The following is a 17569-nucleotide window of genomic DNA, read 5'->3' as shown; positions in this document are numbered from 1 at the left end:
TCAGTCGGTCGGTATTACATTGCGTCGGATACGAGACGGAGACGATGAACTTGGCGCAAAGAGCTGGCAACGCTGATCTTCCCCTGCATGGCGGAAGGGTGCCGAAATGGCTCGGCGACCGAATGACGCGTTTGGGCGCCGTGATTGCCGAGGCGGTGGTTCAACATTATGGGCGCGACGAACTGTTGCGGCGGCTGGCCAGCCCATTCTGGTTCCAGTCCTTCGGTGCCGTCATGGGCATGGATTGGCATTCCTCGGGCATTACCACCAGCGTCCTCGGCGCGCTGAAACGAGGTCTGACGCCGCTCTCCGGCGAACTCGGCATTCATGTCTGCGGCGGCCGCGGCGCCCAGTCGCGCAAGACGCCGGATGAACTTACGGCCATCGGCAATCGCGTCGGCATTGACGGTCTGGCGCTTGCGGCAAAAAGCCGGCTCATAGCTAAAGTGGACAGCGCTGCCTTGCAGGACGGATTCGATCTCTATCTGCACGGTTTCATTGTGACGGACGATGGCAAATGGGTGGTCGTCCAGCAGGGAATGAACGGCGATCGGCGACAGGCGCGGCGGTATCATTGGCTTTCCGAAGGGCTGACAAGCTTTCTCGATTCTCCGCATGCGGCCATCGAGGGAAGAGACCAGGGGCGCATCGTCAATCTCGCCGATCGGCGCGCCGACCGGTCGCGCGCGGGTCAGCTCGATCTGCTGTCGTCGTTGGGGCCGGACAGGATCGTGCGCGAAGTCGCCGCCCTCGAAGCAGAGCCGAGAGCGATTGCCGAAAACAATGCGCAACCCATGCTGCCGCATCTGATCATGCCGGCCCATCACGATGTCCGCGAAACCGATGTGAACATGCGGCGCCTGCACGGCAACCTGGCGGCCGCCGCCGATCGCGGGCCGGTGGATTTTGAGGATCTGCTGCTGACGCCCGGCGTTGGCGCAAGAACGGTCAAGGCGCTGGCAATGGTTGCCGAGGTCGTGCATGGTGCCCCCTACCGCTTCTCAGATCCCGCTCGGTTTTCCCTGGCGCATGGCGGTAAGGATCGCCACCCTTTCCCAGTGCCTTTGAAAGTCTACGACGAGACCATCAACGTGATGAAATCGGCCGTGCGGAAAGGGCGGCTCGGAAGAGACGAGGAGTTGCAGGCGCTGAAGCGCCTGGACGATCAGTCCCGCATGCTCGAACGATATGTCACCGGTCCCGATCTCAAGGAAATCATTGCCGGCGAATTCGACAGGTCCGCTTTTTACGGCGGACGCAGCGTGTTCGGCTGGGAGCCTCCCCTCAAGCCTGACGACGAGAGCGAAGGGCGTCACCAGCGGTCAAAAGGCTGACGCCGGGCTCCCGCGCCATTGGGAACATAATCCTCCTTCGATTGTTGACGTCCAGATGACCGGCGCAAGGAGCAGGATGATGAATGCTGCAAAGTACCTCGCGATAAATATCTGCTGGTGATGGACGACAACATCGTGTCTACGAATTGCTGAAAGTAGGACCCACCGGATGCGAAGAGCCTCTGGAACGAGTGGGTCGAGACGCTGAGCCCCGAGCGCCGCGACGAGGTAATGTCCTTCCTGCCGTCAATCAACGCTCGCTGACCCGGGCCGGCCGCCGTCAATTCGTGAAAAACGCGCAGTGTCCGCCCAAGGCCGGCGAGAGGCGATTGCGATCCGCCGGCGGGTTACATTCTCAAACCGTGAGGAGAGAAAGCGATGAGCGTCATGAAAGCTGTGCGCATCCACTCGTTTGGCGGTCCGGAAGTGCTTCGCCTCGAAGAGATCGAACGCCCCGAGCCCAAGATCGACGAAATCCTGATCCGGGTCGAAGCTGCCAGTGTCAATCCGGTCGACTGGAAGATGCGCGAAGGAAATTATCCGGCTGTCCAGGAAAAGGACTTGCCCTACGTGCTCGGCCGAGACGTCTGCGGAACGGTCGAGAAAGTCGGGGACGGGGTCGCGGCGTTTCGGGCTGGCGATGGGGTCTATGCCTTTCTCAATCCGATGCATGGCGGTTATGAGCAATTCGTCATCGCCAGGCCGGAAGAAATAGCACCGAAGCCGCGGTTGATGGACGCGGTGCAGGCCGCCGCAATACCGCTGGCGGGCATCACCGCATGGCAAGGCCTTTTCGATCATGGCGGGCTTCAGGCTGGCCAGCGCGTCCTCATTCATGGCGGTGCGGGCGGTGTCGGCCATTTGGCCATTCAGTTTGCAAAGGCGAAAGGTTGCTGGGTGGCGACGACCGTTTCCAACACCGACCTGGATTTCGCCCGCTCCCTCGGGGCCGATAAGGTCATCGACTATAAGAGCGAGCGGTTCGAGGATGCGATACAGCCGGTGGACATGGTGTTCGATCTAATCGCCGGCGAAACCCAGGACCGATCATTCGGCGTGGTGAAGACGGGCGGTATTCTTGTTTCGACGTTGACCGAACCGGACAAGAACCGTGCGACCGAGTTCGGCATACGCGCTACTCGCTATACGGCACAGCCGAACGGGCAGCAGCTTGCTGAATTTGGCCGCCTCATCGAACATGGAAAAGTGCGCGTGGAGATTCGACGCGTCTATTCGCTCGAACAGGCAAGCGCGGCACAAGAGGCAATCCGCAACGAACATAATCGCGGCAAAATCGTCTTGCGGGTCGAGCATTGAGGCACAGGCGCATCGGCGGCCATTGAAACCGGATCATCAGGCATCACCCGGCTTCCCGGGAACGCCTCGCTCCATTTGGCAGGAGGCGGCGCGCCTCACATGCGTGTCTATGCGGCGCGTCGATCTCAAGAGGGTCCGCGCATTTTTTATGCGCGACGGTTTGCATGATCTTGCTCCTCAAGGACCGGACAGATCGGATAGTCGGTCCTGATCATATTGCTCCGCTCCCGGTAAAGGCTTCAGCCAGGATTCGCGCCGCTTTACCCAAAGTTCGTAGGTCGGAACCATATCGGTCGGTGCGGCATCGAGACATCCGAGCTTGATCTCGGCCTCGACGTCGTTATTCGCAAAAACGTGCGATCCACAATGAGGGCAGAACCTTCGGCCTTCGTAGACGGTTGTTTCGCCCGTCGTCGAGAACGCCTCGGCCTGCCAGACGCCGAAAAAAGTAAAAGCCGAACCACTTTCCTGACGGCAGTCGGTGCAATGGCAGATACCGACGCGTTTCGGCTCACCGCTGACGGAATAACGAACTCTTCCGCAGCGGCATGATCCATGTCGCAATGTCATTTCTAAAGCCTCCATTCCCTTGAATTTGCCAGGGGCACCAGAAACGCAACCTGATATCCCATGCGAACCGGAAACACGCGACATGGGAGAAATGTTCCGGATATCGACAACCTCTTCGGTAAGGAAATCTTCTAAGATCGGTATTCTCCGAGGTTCGGCCTGGCCACTCAGGAACTTGCCGCTGCCGCGATTGTTATGGCAGAAAACTGGAGGAGCAGATGAAGGCGCTTGGCAGTTGGCGGCACATATGCGTGGACATGCAACGCATGTTTGCAGAGGAAACGCCGTGGTTTGTTCCCTGGATGGATCGCATTCTCCCGCAGGTCAGGGAAGTGAGCGGGACCTATCCCCAGCGCACGATCTTTACACGATTCGTACCGCCTCGGACGGCCGATGACCTGTGGGGTGAATGGCGGGACTATTACAAAAAATGGTGGATGATGACCGGCGAGCACCTGCCTTCGGAGATGGTGGAACTCGTTCAACCGCTAGCCAATCTTGTCCCGCCGGCGCGCGTGTTCGACAAGCGGGTTTATTCGCCCTGGATCGGCGGCAGGTTTCACGCAGCACTTGTGGACGAGAAGGTCACCACCCTTGTTCTCAGTGGCGGTGAGACCGATGTCTGCGTGCTCGCGACGACGCTCGGCGCCATCGATCTCGGCTATCGGGTGGTGCTGTTGAAAGATGCGGTTTGCAGCGGCACCGACGAAACCCACGATGCCTCGCTCGAGCTTCTCAACGACCGTTTCTCGGTCCAGCTCGACCTTAGCACCACCGAAGAGTTCCTAAGCATGGCCACAGGCGCCTAAACCGGCTCTCGGAATAGCGGAAGCGGCTCGCCTTGGCGCCTGGGTCTCGCTTAAGGCAGCCGGTAGGCGATGACGAAGTCGCCGGGCTTGGTGCCGATCGAACCGTGGCCGCCTGCAACCATGACGACATACTGCTTGTTGTCGCCCGCCGTATAGGTCATCGGCGTCGCTTGGCCACCCGCCGGCAGACGCGCTTGCCAAAGCTGCCGTCCGCTCGTGACGTCATAGGCGCGCAGGTAGTTATCGACAGCCGCTCCGAGGAAGGCGACGCCGCCCTTGGTGATGATCGGTCCGCCGATGCCGGGCACGCCGACCTTGAAGGGCAGCGGCAGCGGCGTCATGTCGTGTACCGTGCCGTTCTTATGCTTATAGGCGATCTTGCCGCTCCTAAGATCGACACCAGCGACATAACCCCATGGTGGCGCCTGGCAGGGAATGCCGAGCGGACCGAGAAACGGCCCCATATAGACGCCGTACGGCGCACCATCGTTTCGGTTCAATCCCTGCTCGCTGCCTTTCTCGTCCTGGCCTCTTGGTGGGACATTCGCGCGGGGGACGAGCCTGGACGTAAAGGCGAGATAGGTCGGCATGCCGAACATGATTTGGCGCTCCGGATCGACGGCGACGCTGCCCCAGTTGAAGGTCCCGAAATTGCCGGGGTAGATGATCGATCCCTGCAGCGAGGGCGGCGTGTAACGGCCCTCATATTTGTATCGGTGGAACGCGATGCGGCAGGCGAGCTGATCGAACAGCGTAACCCCCCACATGTCCTTTTCCTGCAGCGGCGAGGGTGAGAAGGTCAGATCCGAAATGGGCTGCGTCGGAGCGGTATGATCCTCGGGAATGGCGCCGCCGGGTGCCGGTATCTCTTTAAACGGAATGAGCGGCGCGCCGGTGCGCCGGTCGAGCACATAAATGTCACCCTGCTTGGTGGAAGCGACAAGCGCGGGCACCACGGTGCCATCGGTTTTCGTCATATCGAAAAGCACGGGCTGGGCCGGAACGTCCATGTCCCAGAGGTCGTGGTGGACGAATTGCTGCACCCATTTGAGCTGGCCGGTATTGATGTCCAGCGCGACGACAGAGGAGGAGAAGCGCTCGACATTAGCACTCCGGCCCATGCCGAGCTGATCGGGAACCTGATTGCCGAGCGGAACATAGACCAAGCCGAGGGCCTGATCGGCGCTGAACACCGACCAGCTATTGGGAGAGTTGGTGGTGTAGGTCTGCCCGGCCGGCAAGGGTGTGGTTTGATCCGGATTGCCGGAATCCCAATTCCAGATCAGCGCGCCGGTGTTGATATCGAAGGCGCGGATGACGCCGGATTGCTCTTGAGTGGAATAGTTGTCGTTGACAGCCCCGCCGATGATCAATTTACCCGCCACCGCAACGGGAGGCGAGGTCGAGTAGTAGTATCCAGCCGGGTTATACTTCATTCCGGCCTCGAGATGGAGCACACCCTTGTCGGCGAAGCTCGTGCAGATATTGCCATTGGCGGCATCGAGCGCGATCAGACGCGCGTCTGACGTCGGCAGATAGACGCGCTCGGCGCATGGGGCTCCCGCGGTTGCCGTCTGATCGCGATAGTAGGTGACGCCGCGGCATGTCTGATGCTGCCGATCGGGGTTCATTCCCGAACGCGGGTCGAATTTCCATTTCTCTTTGCCGGTCTGCGCATCGAGTGCGATCGCCAGATTGTGCGGCGTGCACAGGTAAAGGGTGTTGCCGACTTTAAGCGGCGTTACCTGATAGGTCGTCTCCCCGACATCGTCAGGGCGCTTTACGTCGCCGGTCTCGTATCGCCAGACTTCCTTCAGATTGGCGACGTTCTGCACATTGATCTGATCGAGCGGCGAATAGCGCTGGCCGAAGGGTGTCCGGCCGTATTGATGCCATTCGCCATTCGGTACGTCGCCACCCATCGGCGCATTGGCGGCAACGGTGGTCGGCAGATCGCCGGAACGATCGTGCGGATCGGTGGTCATCGAATAGATGGCCACCAGGATGGAAACGATCAATGGTATGGCAAGCGGCCAGGGATTTGCGGCGTAGTCGACACCGGCCGGGCTGCGGAAACCCAGCGGACGTCTGATCCAGGGAGTGAGCAGCCAAAGGCCGATCAGAATGATGAGGCCGCCGCGCGGACCAAGCTGCCACCAATCGAAGCCCACTTCCCATATCGCCCAGACAAGCGCGACGAGCACGAGGATCGCGTAGAGCCAAAGGGCAGCCACTTTGCGCATGAATACCAATATCGCGGTGACGATGAACATGAGGCCGGCGACGAGATAGAAGAAACTGCCGCCGAGCATGACGAGCCAAAGTCCGCCACCGCCAAGGAATAAGCCAATAATCGCCAGAAGTACGGATGTTATCAGAATGGCCATGATTTACTCCAGTATCTATCCGCCTGTCGGCGGTTGATCGAGCACATGCGACGATGTCGGCCACAATCCCCTTGGGATTACGGCCGGCGAAGCTGAAACTCGTCAGAGTAAGGATTGGAACGAAATCGATTGGAGTTGCCGATTTTGGATCGATCCATGGAGACCTCCAAAACAAAATCGTGAGTTGAACGTGGGGCTGGAGGAAATGTTCCCGGCAAACAAGCAGCCGCGGTGAGGCTTGGCGTCGCAGGCTGAGAATGGCGAGATCACCCGAATTGATTAACGAACGTAGTTAATTTTTTAATAATTTTGTGTTTACTCATGGAACTAAGCGCGGGACTAATCGTTTCCGCGCCGCACCGGAGGAAACATGATGAATTTCAAAATCGTCACCGCTCAGTCCGAAGTGGAAACCGAGGACACCGGAACCTATCCGGATGGCATGATGGAGCACAATCGCATCGACTTTTCCTCGAACCGCGAGAAGCGTCACCGCAGATCTCACGAGCGCGATTATGGTGCCGCCAAAGAACTTGCGCCCATTCCGGTCGGCTTGGTGTAAGCCGACCGTTCCTTGATGCCTCGATCGATTGAGGATAGGCCGCCGCAACGGTGGTCGTGACGGCGTTTGCTATAGCCCGCCGTCAGATGTACAGCGCCGCCATTTTACGCCAGGCACCGGCCCGATGGGCACGCCCACCCCAGACATGCAATTGATGGTCGACCTGTTTGTCGACGAGTAGCTGGCTCAGGTGGCGGTTGTTGTCGAGGAAGGGATCGGCGTCACCGATGGTGAGAACGATGTCGATCTGCCGCAGCCTATCGAGCTGCCATTCGCAGGCAAGCCCTGGAAGGAAGTGCGTCGGCGTGTGGAAATAGACATTGTCGTCATAGTAGCCCTCGAACAGGTCGCCGAAGGATTCGACCTTCATCGTCAGATCATAGCGGCCTGAAAAGGCGACGAGCTTGCGAAAGAGGTGAGGGTGGCGAAAGACGAGGCTGGCGGCCTGGAAAGCCCCAAGGCTGCAGCCGTGCACGATGGTACAGTCATGGGGGTTCTTCTGCGCCATCAGCGGCAGAACTTCATTTAGAATATATTCCTCGAAGGCGGCATGCCGGCGAATGCGTTCGGCCGGATGGTGCCGGGATCCATAGAAGGTTTCGGTGGCGAGACCCTCGATGCAATAGAGCTGGAGATGACCGGCCAGCAATTTGTCGGCAAGGCTGGCGACGATGCCGAGCTGCTCATATTCCCAGAAGCGCCCTTCCCTGGTCGGAAACACCAACACCTTGGCGCCGGCATGGCCGAACACCAATAGCTCCATGTCTCGATGCAGGCGCTCGCTATACCAGCGCAGGTATTCCCGATTCATGGCACCTAAAAAATCGTTCGACTTTTTCGCGAAGCACCGCATGTTGCTCGATGCTGCCAACATAGTCGAAATGACCGGCGTCCAGGATGAAGATTTCGTTAAATTTTGGCAGCGCGTTCGCGACAGCGAACTGGCAGGGCGGCGCTACGGCGGGATCAAAGAGGGCCGGAGCCACGAGCATCGGTACCTTGATGCGGGCCGCCGCGTTCGCGGCATCGAACAGGCGCAAGGTTTCAAGCACGCTTGCATGCGTCTTCTGGTATTCCTGGACGGATTGCGCGCTGCCGATCGTCGGCAAGCTCAGCCATAGCGATCGGTGCCCAAAGGTCGGCACCACGAGATGCCCGCGATCGATCCGGCTATCGAAGGGGATCGCCAGCGCCCCGATGCCGCCGCCGAAGCTGATGCCGCTATAGCCGATATGTCCCGTAAGCCAGGGATAGAGGGAAACAAGCGTCGAGACGGCGAGCCAGAGATCGTCCACGCAGCCGCCGATAATATAGGAAGCGGGTTTTTCGATACCGTAAAGCACATGCCCGCCGGGATCGGCCGGAATAGGCGGATGAGCGCTGAGGGACAGGCCGCGAGAGCAGGGAAACAGTATGGCCGTGTCTTTCACCGGCAAATCGAAGTCGGGCTGATCCCGGCCGCCATAGCCGTGGCCTACGACCAGACCGCGCCGCACAGCCCCAGTGCGGGGAAGAAGCAGCCAGCCGCGGATATTAAACGCGCCGGTCGATGTGTAGGTGATGTCGAGAACATGCCAGTCGCGATGCCGGATTTGGCTGCGGCGGAGTTTCGGCTGGGGATCGACCGCGATCGCGCGCCGGTACCGCTCGGTCCAAAAATCATCGAAACCAGAGACCTCCTCGGGGGGCTCGATTGCCAGAAGCTGCTCAAGCTGCATGCCATAGGTTGGATCGAAGGCGAAGGGATGTGTCTTTGGAACGCTCATGTGATGCTTGTCCCGTGAAAGGATCGGCGACGCAAGACCGGAACGTCCGTCGTGCCGACAAAACTGCGTCATCTGCGGCGGCCTTGGGGCTGCCAAGCATCGGGCCATTGAATCGTATCCATGGTTCTTTCGATCGTATTGGCAGTCGGAGGTGCAGAGTGCTAAAATTCGCTCATGTCCTTGAAAACGTGGTTTCCGGAACCAGATCAAGTTTCGCCGGAGGCCGGAGGGCTTCGGCACCTATCCGGGCATTCGTCCGGTCCGGTCAGGGGGCATTGATCATCATCGTTTGCTATGGAGGAGAACATGACGTTCCGACCGCTTCACGATCGCATTCTCGTTCGCCGCGTCGAGTCCGAAGAAAAGACCAAGGGCGGCATCATCATTCCGGACACCGCCAAGGAGAAGCCGCAGGAGGGCGAAGTCATTGCCGTCGGTGCTGGCGCACGCAATGAGGCCGGACAAATCCAGCCGCTCGATGTCAAGGCGGGCGACCGCATCCTTTTCGGGAAATGGTCCGGCACCGAGATCAAGATCGACAATGAAGATCTGCTGATCATGAAGGAAAGCGATGTGCTGGGCATAATCGATGTCCAGGCGGCAGACGAGAAGGCTGCCTGAGGCGTCCCTTCTTTCAAGCATCAAGTCAAAACTGTGCTGCCTATGGAGGAGTAAAAAATGGCTGCCAAAGAAGTCAAATTTCACACCGATGCTCGTGAACGCATGCTGAAGGGGGTGGATATTCTCGCCAATGCGGTCAAGGTGACACTCGGTCCGAAGGGCCGCAATGTCGTCATCGACAAGTCCTTCGGCGCTCCGCGCATCACCAAGGATGGCGTCACCGTCGCCAAGGAAGTCGAGCTGGAAGACAAGTTCGAAAACATGGGCGCACAGATGCTGCGTGAAGTCGCCTCCAGAACCAGCGATATCGCTGGCGATGGCACGACGACCGCCACCGTTCTCGCCCAGGCCATCGTTCGCGAAGGCGCCAAGGCGGTCGCCTCAGGCATGAACCCGATGGACCTGAAGCGCGGCATCGACCTTGCCGTCGATGCCGTCGTCAAGGAACTGAAGACCAACGCCCGCAAGATATCCAACAATTCCGAAATCGTTCAGGTCGGCACCATCTCCGCCAATGGCGATCCGGAAATCGGACACTTCCTCGCCGAAGCGATGGAAAAGGTCGGTAATGAAGGCGTCATCACCGTTGAAGAAGCCAAGACCGCCGAAACCGAACTCGAAGTCGTCGAAGGCATGCAGTTCGACCGTGGCTATCTCAGCCCTTATTTCGTCACCAATCAGGACAAGATGCGGGCGGAACTGGAAGAGCCCTATATTCTGATCCACGAGAAGAAGCTTTCGAACCTTCAAGCCATGCTGCCGATCCTGGAAGCTGTGGTGCAATCGAGCAAGCCGCTTCTGATCATCGCCGAAGATGTCGAAGGCGAAGCGCTCGCGACACTCGTCGTCAACAAGCTGCGCGGTGGCCTGAAGATCGCGGCCGTCAAGGCTCCGGGCTTCGGCGATCGCCGCAAGGCCATGCTGGAAGACATCGCCATCCTGACGGGCGGCACTGTCATCTCCGAAGATCTCGGCATCAAGCTCGAGAACGTCACGCTCAACATGCTTGGCCGTTCCAAGAAGGTGATGATCGAGAAGGAGAACACCACCATCATCGATGGTGCCGGGTCGAAGGGCGAAATCGAGGGGCGTGTGACGCAGATCCGTGCTCAGATCGAGGAAACCACCTCGGACTACGACCGCGAGAAGTTGCAGGAACGTCTTGCCAAGCTCGCTGGCGGCGTTGCTGTCATCCGTGTCGGCGGCTCGACCGAAATCGAAGTGAAGGAAAAGAAGGATCGCGTCGACGATGCGCTGCATGCGACGCGTGCGGCCGTCGAGGAAGGTATCCTGCCGGGCGGCGGGGTGGCGCTGCTGCGCGCCGTCAAAACGCTCGACGGGCTCAAGACCGAAAATGACGACCAACGCGTCGGTGTCGAGATCGTCCGCCGAGCGATCGAAGCGCCTGTCCGCCAGATTGCCGAGAATTCCGGCGCCGAGGGCTCCATCATCGTCGGCAAACTGCGCGAAAACGCCGATTTTTCGTTCGGCTGGAACGCCCAGACCAACGAATATGGCGATCTCTACGCCATGGGTGTTATCGACCCCGCCAAGGTGGTGCGCACGGCATTGCAGGATGCCGCATCGATCGCGGGGCTGTTGGTGACGACGGAAGCGATGATTGCCGAGAAGCCGAAGAAGGAATCCGCGCCGGCCTTACCTCCGGGCGCCGGAATGGACTTCTGAGGGTTTCGATGGTGGCCCGCCCGCTCGGGCGGGCCATTGTCGCTAGAGATTGGGAGGGAGCTCGAACCACCCATCGGGCCATCCGGGCCAAACCTAAACGAAGCTAGTTGCTTCCATCATTTTTGCGCGCTTTTGCGTTGTCATTGCTGGATGACGACATCGTTTTGCCGTCAGGCTGCTGACCAAAATATGTTCCGCCGAGATGGCCCCCGGCGCTGGTGTTCTTTACTTGTCGCTCGGCTCGCTTCTGGAGCTTATGAACGTCGGTTTTGCTCATTTTGGTCTCCGTTCTTCAAGTCGTACACTTGAACAACCGAGTCAGACAGCTTGGGTTCCTCAGATTTTTGACACCGGATCTTCATACCGAGGCTCTCAGTCAACTTCGAACGACTGATGGCGTCGGCAATACGGCAGCCTCATCCCCTATTAGTCGGCGCCGAAAAACGCCAAGCGCGTCAGCGCCGTATAGTGCGATTCCGACACCATAAGGGCGACGAAGACAAGTACCAGCACCGGCGGCACCAGGATGGCGTAAATCAACGCCAGCCGCTCCCAGGCCATGTGCATGAAAACGGCAACGATCAGCCCCGCCTTCAGCATCATGAACAGCAGGATCAGAAACCATCTGAGATAGCCCTGGATGCCGAGATAGTCGACGAGATAGGAGAAGGTGCTGAGGACGAAAAGCAGCCCCCATACCAGCATGTACAGTCTAATCGGATGCTCCTGTCCGGAATGTGCCTGTGTCTGTGCCATGATGCCATCCTCACCACAGATAGAAGAATGCAAAGATGAATACCCAAACGAGATCGACGAAGTGCCAATAAAGCCCCATGATCTCGACGATTTCATAATGGCCCTTGCGGCTGGTGAAAAAMCCCCGCCTTCCGTGATCGAAGTCGCCCCGCCATACTTTGCGTGCGATGATCAGAAGAAAAATGACGCCGATCGAGACGTGGGTGCCGTGAAAGCCCGTGATCATGAAAAAGGACGAGCCGAACTGCGCCGCACCCCAGGGGTTCCCCCAGGGACGGACTCCTTCCATGATCAGTTTGGTCCATTCGAACCCTTGCATTCCGACGAATGTCGCGCCAAGAGCTGCCGTCGCCAACATCAGAGCCGCCGTCTTGCGGCGATCGTGGCGGTATCCGAAATTGACGGCCATGGCCATCGTGCCGCTGCTGCTGATGAGGACGAAGGTCATGATGGCGATCAGGATCAGCGGAATTTCCTGGCCGCCGATCCTCAGAGCAAAAACCTCGCTGGGGTTGGGCCAGGGGACATTGGTCGACATGCGCGCCGTCATATAGGCCAGCAGAAAACACCCGAAAATGAAGGTATCGCTCAAGAGGAAGATCCACATCATCGCCTTGCCCCAGGAGACGTTCTTGAACGCCCGCTGGTCCGATGACAGATCGGCCGCGACGCCGCGTAGTCCCGCCGGCCGCAGGAGTGGATCGTGTACCGGTCTTTCTATGGATTCGGTCATCGTCGAAGCTCCTCAGGTGACCAATTGACGGCATAGATCGGCGAAACTATTGGCCCAGCCGGCAAAGAGCGCAAAAAGGACCAGCCAGACAACAAGCATGAAATGCCAGTAGATGGCACAGAGATCGACGCTGAGGCGGACTTTCGCCGGAGCGCGGCTGGCCGTTTGGGCGCGGATCGTCGTCCGTCCGAGCACGAAAAGTCCGCCCAAAATGTGCAGACCGTGCAGCCCGGTGATCATGTAGAAGAAGCTGTTCGATGGATTCTCCGCAAGGAAGTAGCCCGCCGCGACCAGTTGCCGCCACGCCAAAACCTGCCCGGCAAGGAAGAGAACAGCCAGCACGAACGCCACTGCAAGAGCCGTGTTCAACATTTCGCTGTGATCAAGACGAGCTTCGGTTTTCGCCCATTGCAGCGCAACGCTGCTGGCGGCAAGGGCGGCCGTATTCACCCAAAGCAGCCGAGGGATCGGAATGCTCCACCAATCCGGGCCGCTGAGGCGTGTGAGATAGGCGCTGATAAGGAGCGCGAACAAGGCCCCGACGACCGCGAGAAAGATGCCGAGACCGACCTTCGCGGTTGTCGCCGACGAACCGCGCATCTCCGGCGCATCGTCCGCCAGCCCGGTTTCCAGCCACGGCTTCGAGGTCAGCCGCTGCCGCGCCATCCACCAGGCGACGATGCAGGCAATGCCGGCCATGAAGATGAGAATGGCACTCATGGCGAAGCCCTTTCGGACAATCGGCTCGGTGCTGGCTGGTTCTGCGGCAGGAAGTCCTGATCTGCTCCGGGCATACTGTAGTCATACGGCCAGCGGTAGACGATCGGCAATTCCTTGCCCCAATTTCCGTGTGCAGGCGGCGTTTGCGGCGTCTGCCATTCCAAAGTGGTTGCCCGCCATGGATTGCCGCCCGCCTGCCGGCCCCAGCGAAGGCTCCAGGCGAGATTGAACAGGAACAGAAGCTGGGCGGCGCCGACGATCAATGCGGCCACAGTGATGAATATGTTCAGCGTATGCGCCGACGGCGGGATGAAAGCCGTTTCGCCGAGCTCGTAATAGCGGCGCGGCACACCCATCAGGCCGAGATAATGCATGGGGAAGAAGATCGCATAGGCGCCGAGAAAGGTGATCCAGAAGTGGATATGACCCATCGTCACGTTCAGCATGCGCCCGGTGATTTTCGGATACCAATGATGGATTGCACCGAAGATCACCAGGATCGGCGCGACTCCCATCACCATGTGGAAATGGGCAACGACGAACATGGTGTCCGATAGCGGCACGTCGACGACGACATTGCCGAGAAAGAGGCCTGTCAGCCCGCCATTGATGAACGTGACGATGAAGGCAAGGGCAAACAGCATCGGCAATGTCAGATGGATATCGCCGCGCCAGAGCGTCAGCACCCAGTTGTAAACCTTGATCGCCGTCGGAATGGCAATGATCAAAGTCGTGGTCGCGAAAAAGAACCCGAAGTTCGGGTTCATGCCGCTGACATACATATGATGCGCCCATACGACGAAGCTCAACGCTGCGATGATGACGATCGCCCAGACCATCATGCGGTAACCGAAGATGTTCTTGCGCGCATGCGTGCTGATCAGGTCCGAGACGATGCCGAAGGCCGGCAGCGCGACGATATAGACTTCGGGGTGACCGAAGAACCAGAACAGATGCTGGAACAGGATCGGGCTGCCGCCGCCTTGCTGCAACTGCTGGCCCATCTCGACAATGGCGGGCATGAAGAAGCTCGTGCCGAGCAGGCGGTCGAACAGCATCATGACAGCGGCGACGAAGAGGGCCGGGAAGGCGAGCAGCGCCATGACGGTCGCGGTGAATATGCCCCATACCGTCAAGGGCATTCGCATCAGGGTCATGCCGCGGGTGCGTCCCTGCAGCACCGTCACGACGTAGTTCAGCCCGCCCATGGTAAAGCCGATGATGAAGAGGATCAGCGACGACAGCATCAAGATGATGCCCCAGTCACGCCCTCCGGGCGTGCCCGACAGAAGAGCTTGCGGCGGATAGAGCGTCCAGCCGGCGCCCGTCGGTCCGCCCGGAGCGAAAAAGCTGACGACCAGCACGATGACGGCAAGCAGATAGAGCCAGTAGCTCAGCATGTTCGCATAGGGAAACACCATGTCCCGAGCGCCGAGCATCAGGGGGATCAGATAGTTGCCGAACCCGCCGAGGAACAGCGCCGTCAGCAGGTAGATCACCATGATCATGCCGTGCATGGTGATGAACTGGTAATAGTGGTCCGCGTCGATGAAGGAGAAATATCCGGGAAAGCCGAGCTGCAGGCGCATCAGCCATGACAGCACCAGCGCCACCATGCCGATCGAAATGGCAGTCAGGGAATATTGAATGGCAATGATCTTCGCATCCTGGCTGAAGACATAACGCGTCCACCAGCTTTTCGGATGATAAAGCTCCACATCCTCGACTTCAGCGGGCTGGATGACCTGCTCGGTGCCCGATCCAATATCGACCATATTCCATCCTCCCTATTCCCTTCGATGCGGCCTTCCTCTCAAGTGCCGGCCGCACTTACTTGGCCGCCGACTTTTCCACGGACGCCAGCGATTTCGAGAAAGTCGGCTGTTGTTCCAGCCAGGCTTGATAGGCGGTATCGGTATCGACGACGACCGTGCCGCGCATCTGCGGGTGGCCGACGCCGCATAGTTCCGCGCAGAGAACGTCGAAGGTTCCCGTCCGCGTCGGTGTGAACCAATAGTAGGTGACCGTGCCGGGGATCATGTCCATTTTGGCGCGGAATTCCGGCACGTAGAAATCATGCAGGACGTCGATCGAACGCAGAAGCATCTTCACCGACTTGCCGGCGGGTATGTGGAGCTCGCCGCCTTGGACAATGACGTCGTCCAAGCCCGCATGATCGTTCTTGTCCAAACCGAGCGGGTTGTCCGGAGTAACATCGCGCGTGTTCGCCCGCCCGAGGCGGCCGTCCGCCCCCGGCAGCCGGAAACTCCATTGCCATTGCTGACTGACGACTTCGACCTCGCTGGCACCGGCCGGGACCGTGACGAACTGATTCCACACGAAGAGGCCCGGTGCGAGCATCGCCGCCACACCGATTGCGGTTCCACCAGCAAGCCACCATTCCAGTCGCTTGTTTTCGGGCTGGTATGCCGCCTGGTTTCCGGCGCGATGCCTGAAACGGAAGACGCAATAGGCGATAAACAGCACGACGATCGTGAAGACGATGCCGGTGATCCAGAAGGTGATGACGATCGTGTTGTCGATATAGCTCCAATTGGAAGCGATTGGCGTCCACCACCAAGGGCTCAGCAGATGGAACGCGATCGATCCCACTACCAGTAAAACGAGAATCAATACGACAGCCATCGTCTCCTCCCTGACTCGGCCGCGAACGTTTCCACAATCCCATCGCGAAACGTTTTAGTATTATCTCATGAACAAATCACACGGGCAATTGCGGCAAAAGTAGCGGTTCATCCCGGTAAATCGCATGAGATACGCCGCGGACCGAGCGGCGGCGTCTTTCACATTGAGCCGAACTTCTGCCGATCGGACCGGCTACATAGAAAACAGCTCGTCCACATCAGGCATCTCGCTATTTGGAGTATTGTTTCAGATAGGCGATGAGATTGGTGATCTCGGTATCGTCCTTCACCCCGACGAAAGTCATCTTCGTGCCCTTCACCTTTGCCTGGGGGGCATGCAGATAGTCGCGCAGCGACGTCTCGTCCCACACGAGGCCATCCTTGCCCGCCTTTTGCATGGCCGGCGAATAGGCGAAATTCGGATGCGTTCCGGCTGTCCTGCCGAACAAGCCATTCAGCGAAGGCCCGACCTTGTTCTGGTCGGTCTCGGCGACATGGCAGATGGCGCATTTCTTGAAGACGGTGGCGCCCGCCGTGGCATCTCCCTCTTGCGCGAGGGCTTCAAACGGCAAGGCAATGGCAAAAAGCAGACAAATCAGAAGAAAACGGTAAGACATGACAATCCTCATTCTCTTCATCGCTATCCGAGCCGAGGCGACTGCCATCAGGCAGTCCGCAACGGCTTGGAGGATGATCCCACGGTAAATTTTCTTGTGAATTCAAAGCGTGCGGGTCGGATAGGCGGAGGCAATCGATTTTCGATATAAATGCTAGGTCGGATGCCCGAGAACGGGCATGACGACAAAGCTGGCAAAGATCGGGATCGTGCCGACGACGAGCGGCGCCGCGACGATCAATCCCCAAAGCGCGGCCGGCCATGACATGAAACGCCGCCACAGCAGCTCTCCTCCTCCACCATGGTCCGGTTGGCGGTGAGAAGACGCCCGGCAAATTTTACCGACACGTCAAACCGCAACCGGCAGTCTAGTTTTATCAAATCTCTTTGGCTTTGTCGCCTGTTCCTTAAATTAGATGTTCGTCATTTCTTGCGCTATAAGCGCGCGAAGAAGAGCGTGCAAAGACGCTCGTGTTCGGCTGCACAGGCATGAACGATCTCGCTATCGATTGGTGCAGCGCAGCATCCACCAACTTAGCGCGGTGAGCCGCTCTTCACGCAGTCACGGGCGCAGATCAGTGCTGGAGGCGCAGATCCAGATAGCGCAATTGCGCTTGTCCTTCGACGGCACAGAACTTCGTTCACCAAAGCCGTTACCCAGGCAAACATCGGCATCGGCTACGGCCCGATCATAGAGCAGACCGCCGGAACCGCGCGCCGACGGATATTGCAGGATGACAGCGCGGTTTGCCCGAACAAAGGATTGTATTTCGGCGCACGACCTCGTGGCCGTCTGCAGCCGCTCAATTGCGGCTATCGGAGAGGCTGCGAAGACCGCAAGCGCAGCAAGCACAGCGATTTGAGCTTTCATTGGCGTTCTCCAATGAAAGAACACAAGGGACAAAACACCTTCAAGTGGCGGCTTTTCCTTGGGTTCGGTTATGTTCTGACCGGCGTTTTGACCGATCGGCTAAATCTCTTCCTTCCGCTGGACAGATTGTTTCTGTCCTTCGGTCTTGAACCATGCTCCAATACGTGACCCTGATG

18 protein-coding genes and 1 pseudogene are annotated in these 17569 nt (G+C 58.8%); 6 read left to right on the top strand and 13 right to left on the bottom strand.

Annotation, left to right across the window (positions count from 1 at the left end; all coding sequences use genetic code 11):
* Positions 1–50: 50 nt before the first annotated feature.
* Together QDY28_RS28840 and QDY28_RS28835 are read left to right on the top strand one after the other, a co-directional pair.
* Positions 51–1334, top strand: a complete 1284-nt coding sequence (locus QDY28_RS28840) for a DUF763 domain-containing protein (RefSeq protein ID WP_331384689.1) — start codon at positions 51–53, stop codon at positions 1332–1334.
* Between the two features lie 378 nt (positions 1335–1712).
* Positions 1713–2651 carry an NADP-dependent oxidoreductase gene (locus QDY28_RS28835; protein ID WP_331384676.1) on the top strand — a complete coding sequence of 313 codons (939 nt, stop codon included), beginning with the start codon at positions 1713–1715 and terminating at the stop codon, positions 2649–2651.
* 177 nt (positions 2652–2828) lie between these two features.
* Here the strand turns inward: QDY28_RS28835 and QDY28_RS28830 are convergent, their stop codons facing one another.
* Positions 2829–3221, bottom strand: coding sequence for a GFA family protein (locus QDY28_RS28830; RefSeq protein ID WP_331384688.1), 393 nt, complete (start codon positions 3219–3221; stop codon positions 2829–2831).
* 218 nt (positions 3222–3439) lie between these two features.
* Here QDY28_RS28830 and QDY28_RS28825 point away from each other — a divergent pair, with 218 nt between their 5' ends.
* On the top strand, positions 3440–4030 hold the full coding sequence (locus QDY28_RS28825; protein ID WP_331384675.1) for a cysteine hydrolase family protein: 591 nt from the start codon (positions 3440–3442) through the stop codon (positions 4028–4030).
* A gap of 50 nt (positions 4031–4080) precedes the next feature.
* Here the strand turns inward: QDY28_RS28825 and QDY28_RS28820 are convergent, their stop codons facing one another.
* Complete coding sequence (locus QDY28_RS28820) at positions 4081–6417, bottom strand: glucose/quinate/shikimate family membrane-bound PQQ-dependent dehydrogenase (protein ID WP_331384674.1); 2337 nt, start codon at positions 6415–6417, stop codon at positions 4081–4083.
* Positions 6418–6787: 370 nt separating this feature from the next.
* Here QDY28_RS28820 and QDY28_RS28815 point away from each other — a divergent pair, with 370 nt between their 5' ends.
* Positions 6788–6979, top strand: a complete 192-nt coding sequence (locus QDY28_RS28815) for a hypothetical protein (RefSeq protein WP_331384673.1) — start codon at positions 6788–6790, stop codon at positions 6977–6979.
* An 82-nt stretch (positions 6980–7061) separates the two neighbouring features.
* Here the strand turns inward: QDY28_RS28815 and QDY28_RS28810 are convergent, their stop codons facing one another.
* Positions 7062–7790 carry an esterase family protein gene (locus QDY28_RS28810; RefSeq protein ID WP_331384672.1) on the bottom strand — a complete coding sequence of 243 codons (729 nt, stop codon included), beginning with the start codon at positions 7788–7790 and terminating at the stop codon, positions 7062–7064.
* Complete coding sequence (locus tag QDY28_RS28805) at positions 7762–8745, bottom strand: acetylxylan esterase (RefSeq protein ID WP_331384671.1); 984 nt, start codon at positions 8743–8745, stop codon at positions 7762–7764. The genes QDY28_RS28810 and QDY28_RS28805 overlap by 29 nt, the downstream gene beginning before the upstream one ends.
* A gap of 306 nt (positions 8746–9051) precedes the next feature.
* Between QDY28_RS28805 and groES the strand changes: the two genes are divergently transcribed.
* The gene (gene groES / locus QDY28_RS28800; RefSeq protein ID WP_331384670.1) at positions 9052–9366 is read left to right on the top strand and encodes a co-chaperone GroES; all 315 of its coding nucleotides are present in this window, start codon (positions 9052–9054) and stop codon (positions 9364–9366) included.
* A gap of 57 nt (positions 9367–9423) precedes the next feature.
* Positions 9424–11052 carry a chaperonin GroEL gene (gene groL / locus QDY28_RS28795; protein WP_331384669.1) on the top strand — a complete coding sequence of 543 codons (1629 nt, stop codon included), beginning with the start codon at positions 9424–9426 and terminating at the stop codon, positions 11050–11052.
* 103 nt (positions 11053–11155) lie between these two features.
* Here the strand turns inward: groL and QDY28_RS28790 are convergent, their stop codons facing one another.
* The 9 genes and pseudogenes from QDY28_RS28790 to QDY28_RS28755 all read right to left on the bottom strand — a co-directional run bounded on the left by QDY28_RS28790 (position 11156) and on the right by QDY28_RS28755 (position 17393).
* Positions 11156–11329, bottom strand: coding sequence for a hypothetical protein (locus QDY28_RS28790; RefSeq protein WP_331384668.1), 174 nt, complete (start codon positions 11327–11329; stop codon positions 11156–11158).
* 149 nt (positions 11330–11478) lie between these two features.
* On the bottom strand, positions 11479–11808 hold the full coding sequence (locus QDY28_RS28785; protein ID WP_331384667.1) for a cytochrome C oxidase subunit IV family protein: 330 nt from the start codon (positions 11806–11808) through the stop codon (positions 11479–11481).
* Positions 11809–11818: 10 nt separating this feature from the next.
* Positions 11819–12541: a heme-copper oxidase subunit III family protein gene (locus QDY28_RS28780; protein ID WP_331384666.1), complete on the bottom strand. Its 723-nt coding sequence runs from the start codon at positions 12539–12541 to the stop codon at positions 11819–11821.
* Between the two features lie 12 nt (positions 12542–12553).
* Complete coding sequence (locus tag QDY28_RS28775) at positions 12554–13261, bottom strand: cytochrome c oxidase subunit 3 (RefSeq protein WP_331384665.1); 708 nt, start codon at positions 13259–13261, stop codon at positions 12554–12556.
* A complete protein-coding gene (locus tag QDY28_RS28770; protein ID WP_331384664.1) occupies positions 13258–15036 on the bottom strand; it encodes a cbb3-type cytochrome c oxidase subunit I in 1779 nt (592 codons plus the stop codon). Before QDY28_RS28770 ends, QDY28_RS28775 begins: the two co-directional genes overlap by 4 nt.
* A 55-nt stretch (positions 15037–15091) precedes the next feature.
* Complete coding sequence (locus QDY28_RS28765; protein WP_331384663.1) at positions 15092–15907, bottom strand: cytochrome c oxidase subunit II; 816 nt, start codon at positions 15905–15907, stop codon at positions 15092–15094.
* Positions 15908–16136: 229 nt separating this feature from the next.
* Positions 16137–16523 carry a c-type cytochrome gene (locus QDY28_RS28760; RefSeq protein WP_331384662.1) on the bottom strand — a complete coding sequence of 129 codons (387 nt, stop codon included), beginning with the start codon at positions 16521–16523 and terminating at the stop codon, positions 16137–16139.
* 153 nt (positions 16524–16676) lie between these two features.
* Positions 16677–16781 (bottom strand): annotated as a pseudogene (locus QDY28_RS31120) (DUF2189 domain-containing protein); the annotation flags it as partial.
* A gap of 303 nt (positions 16782–17084) precedes the next feature.
* Positions 17085–17393, bottom strand: coding sequence for a hypothetical protein (locus QDY28_RS28755; protein ID WP_331384661.1), 309 nt, complete (start codon positions 17391–17393; stop codon positions 17085–17087).
* Positions 17394–17569: the final 176 nt, after the last annotated feature.

Origin of the sequence: Rhizobium sp. BR 362, assembly GCF_036528765.1 — a bacterium.
Classification (GTDB): Bacteria; Pseudomonadota; Alphaproteobacteria; order Rhizobiales; family Rhizobiaceae; genus Rhizobium.
This window is presented reverse-complemented; position numbering and strand designations above follow the sequence as displayed.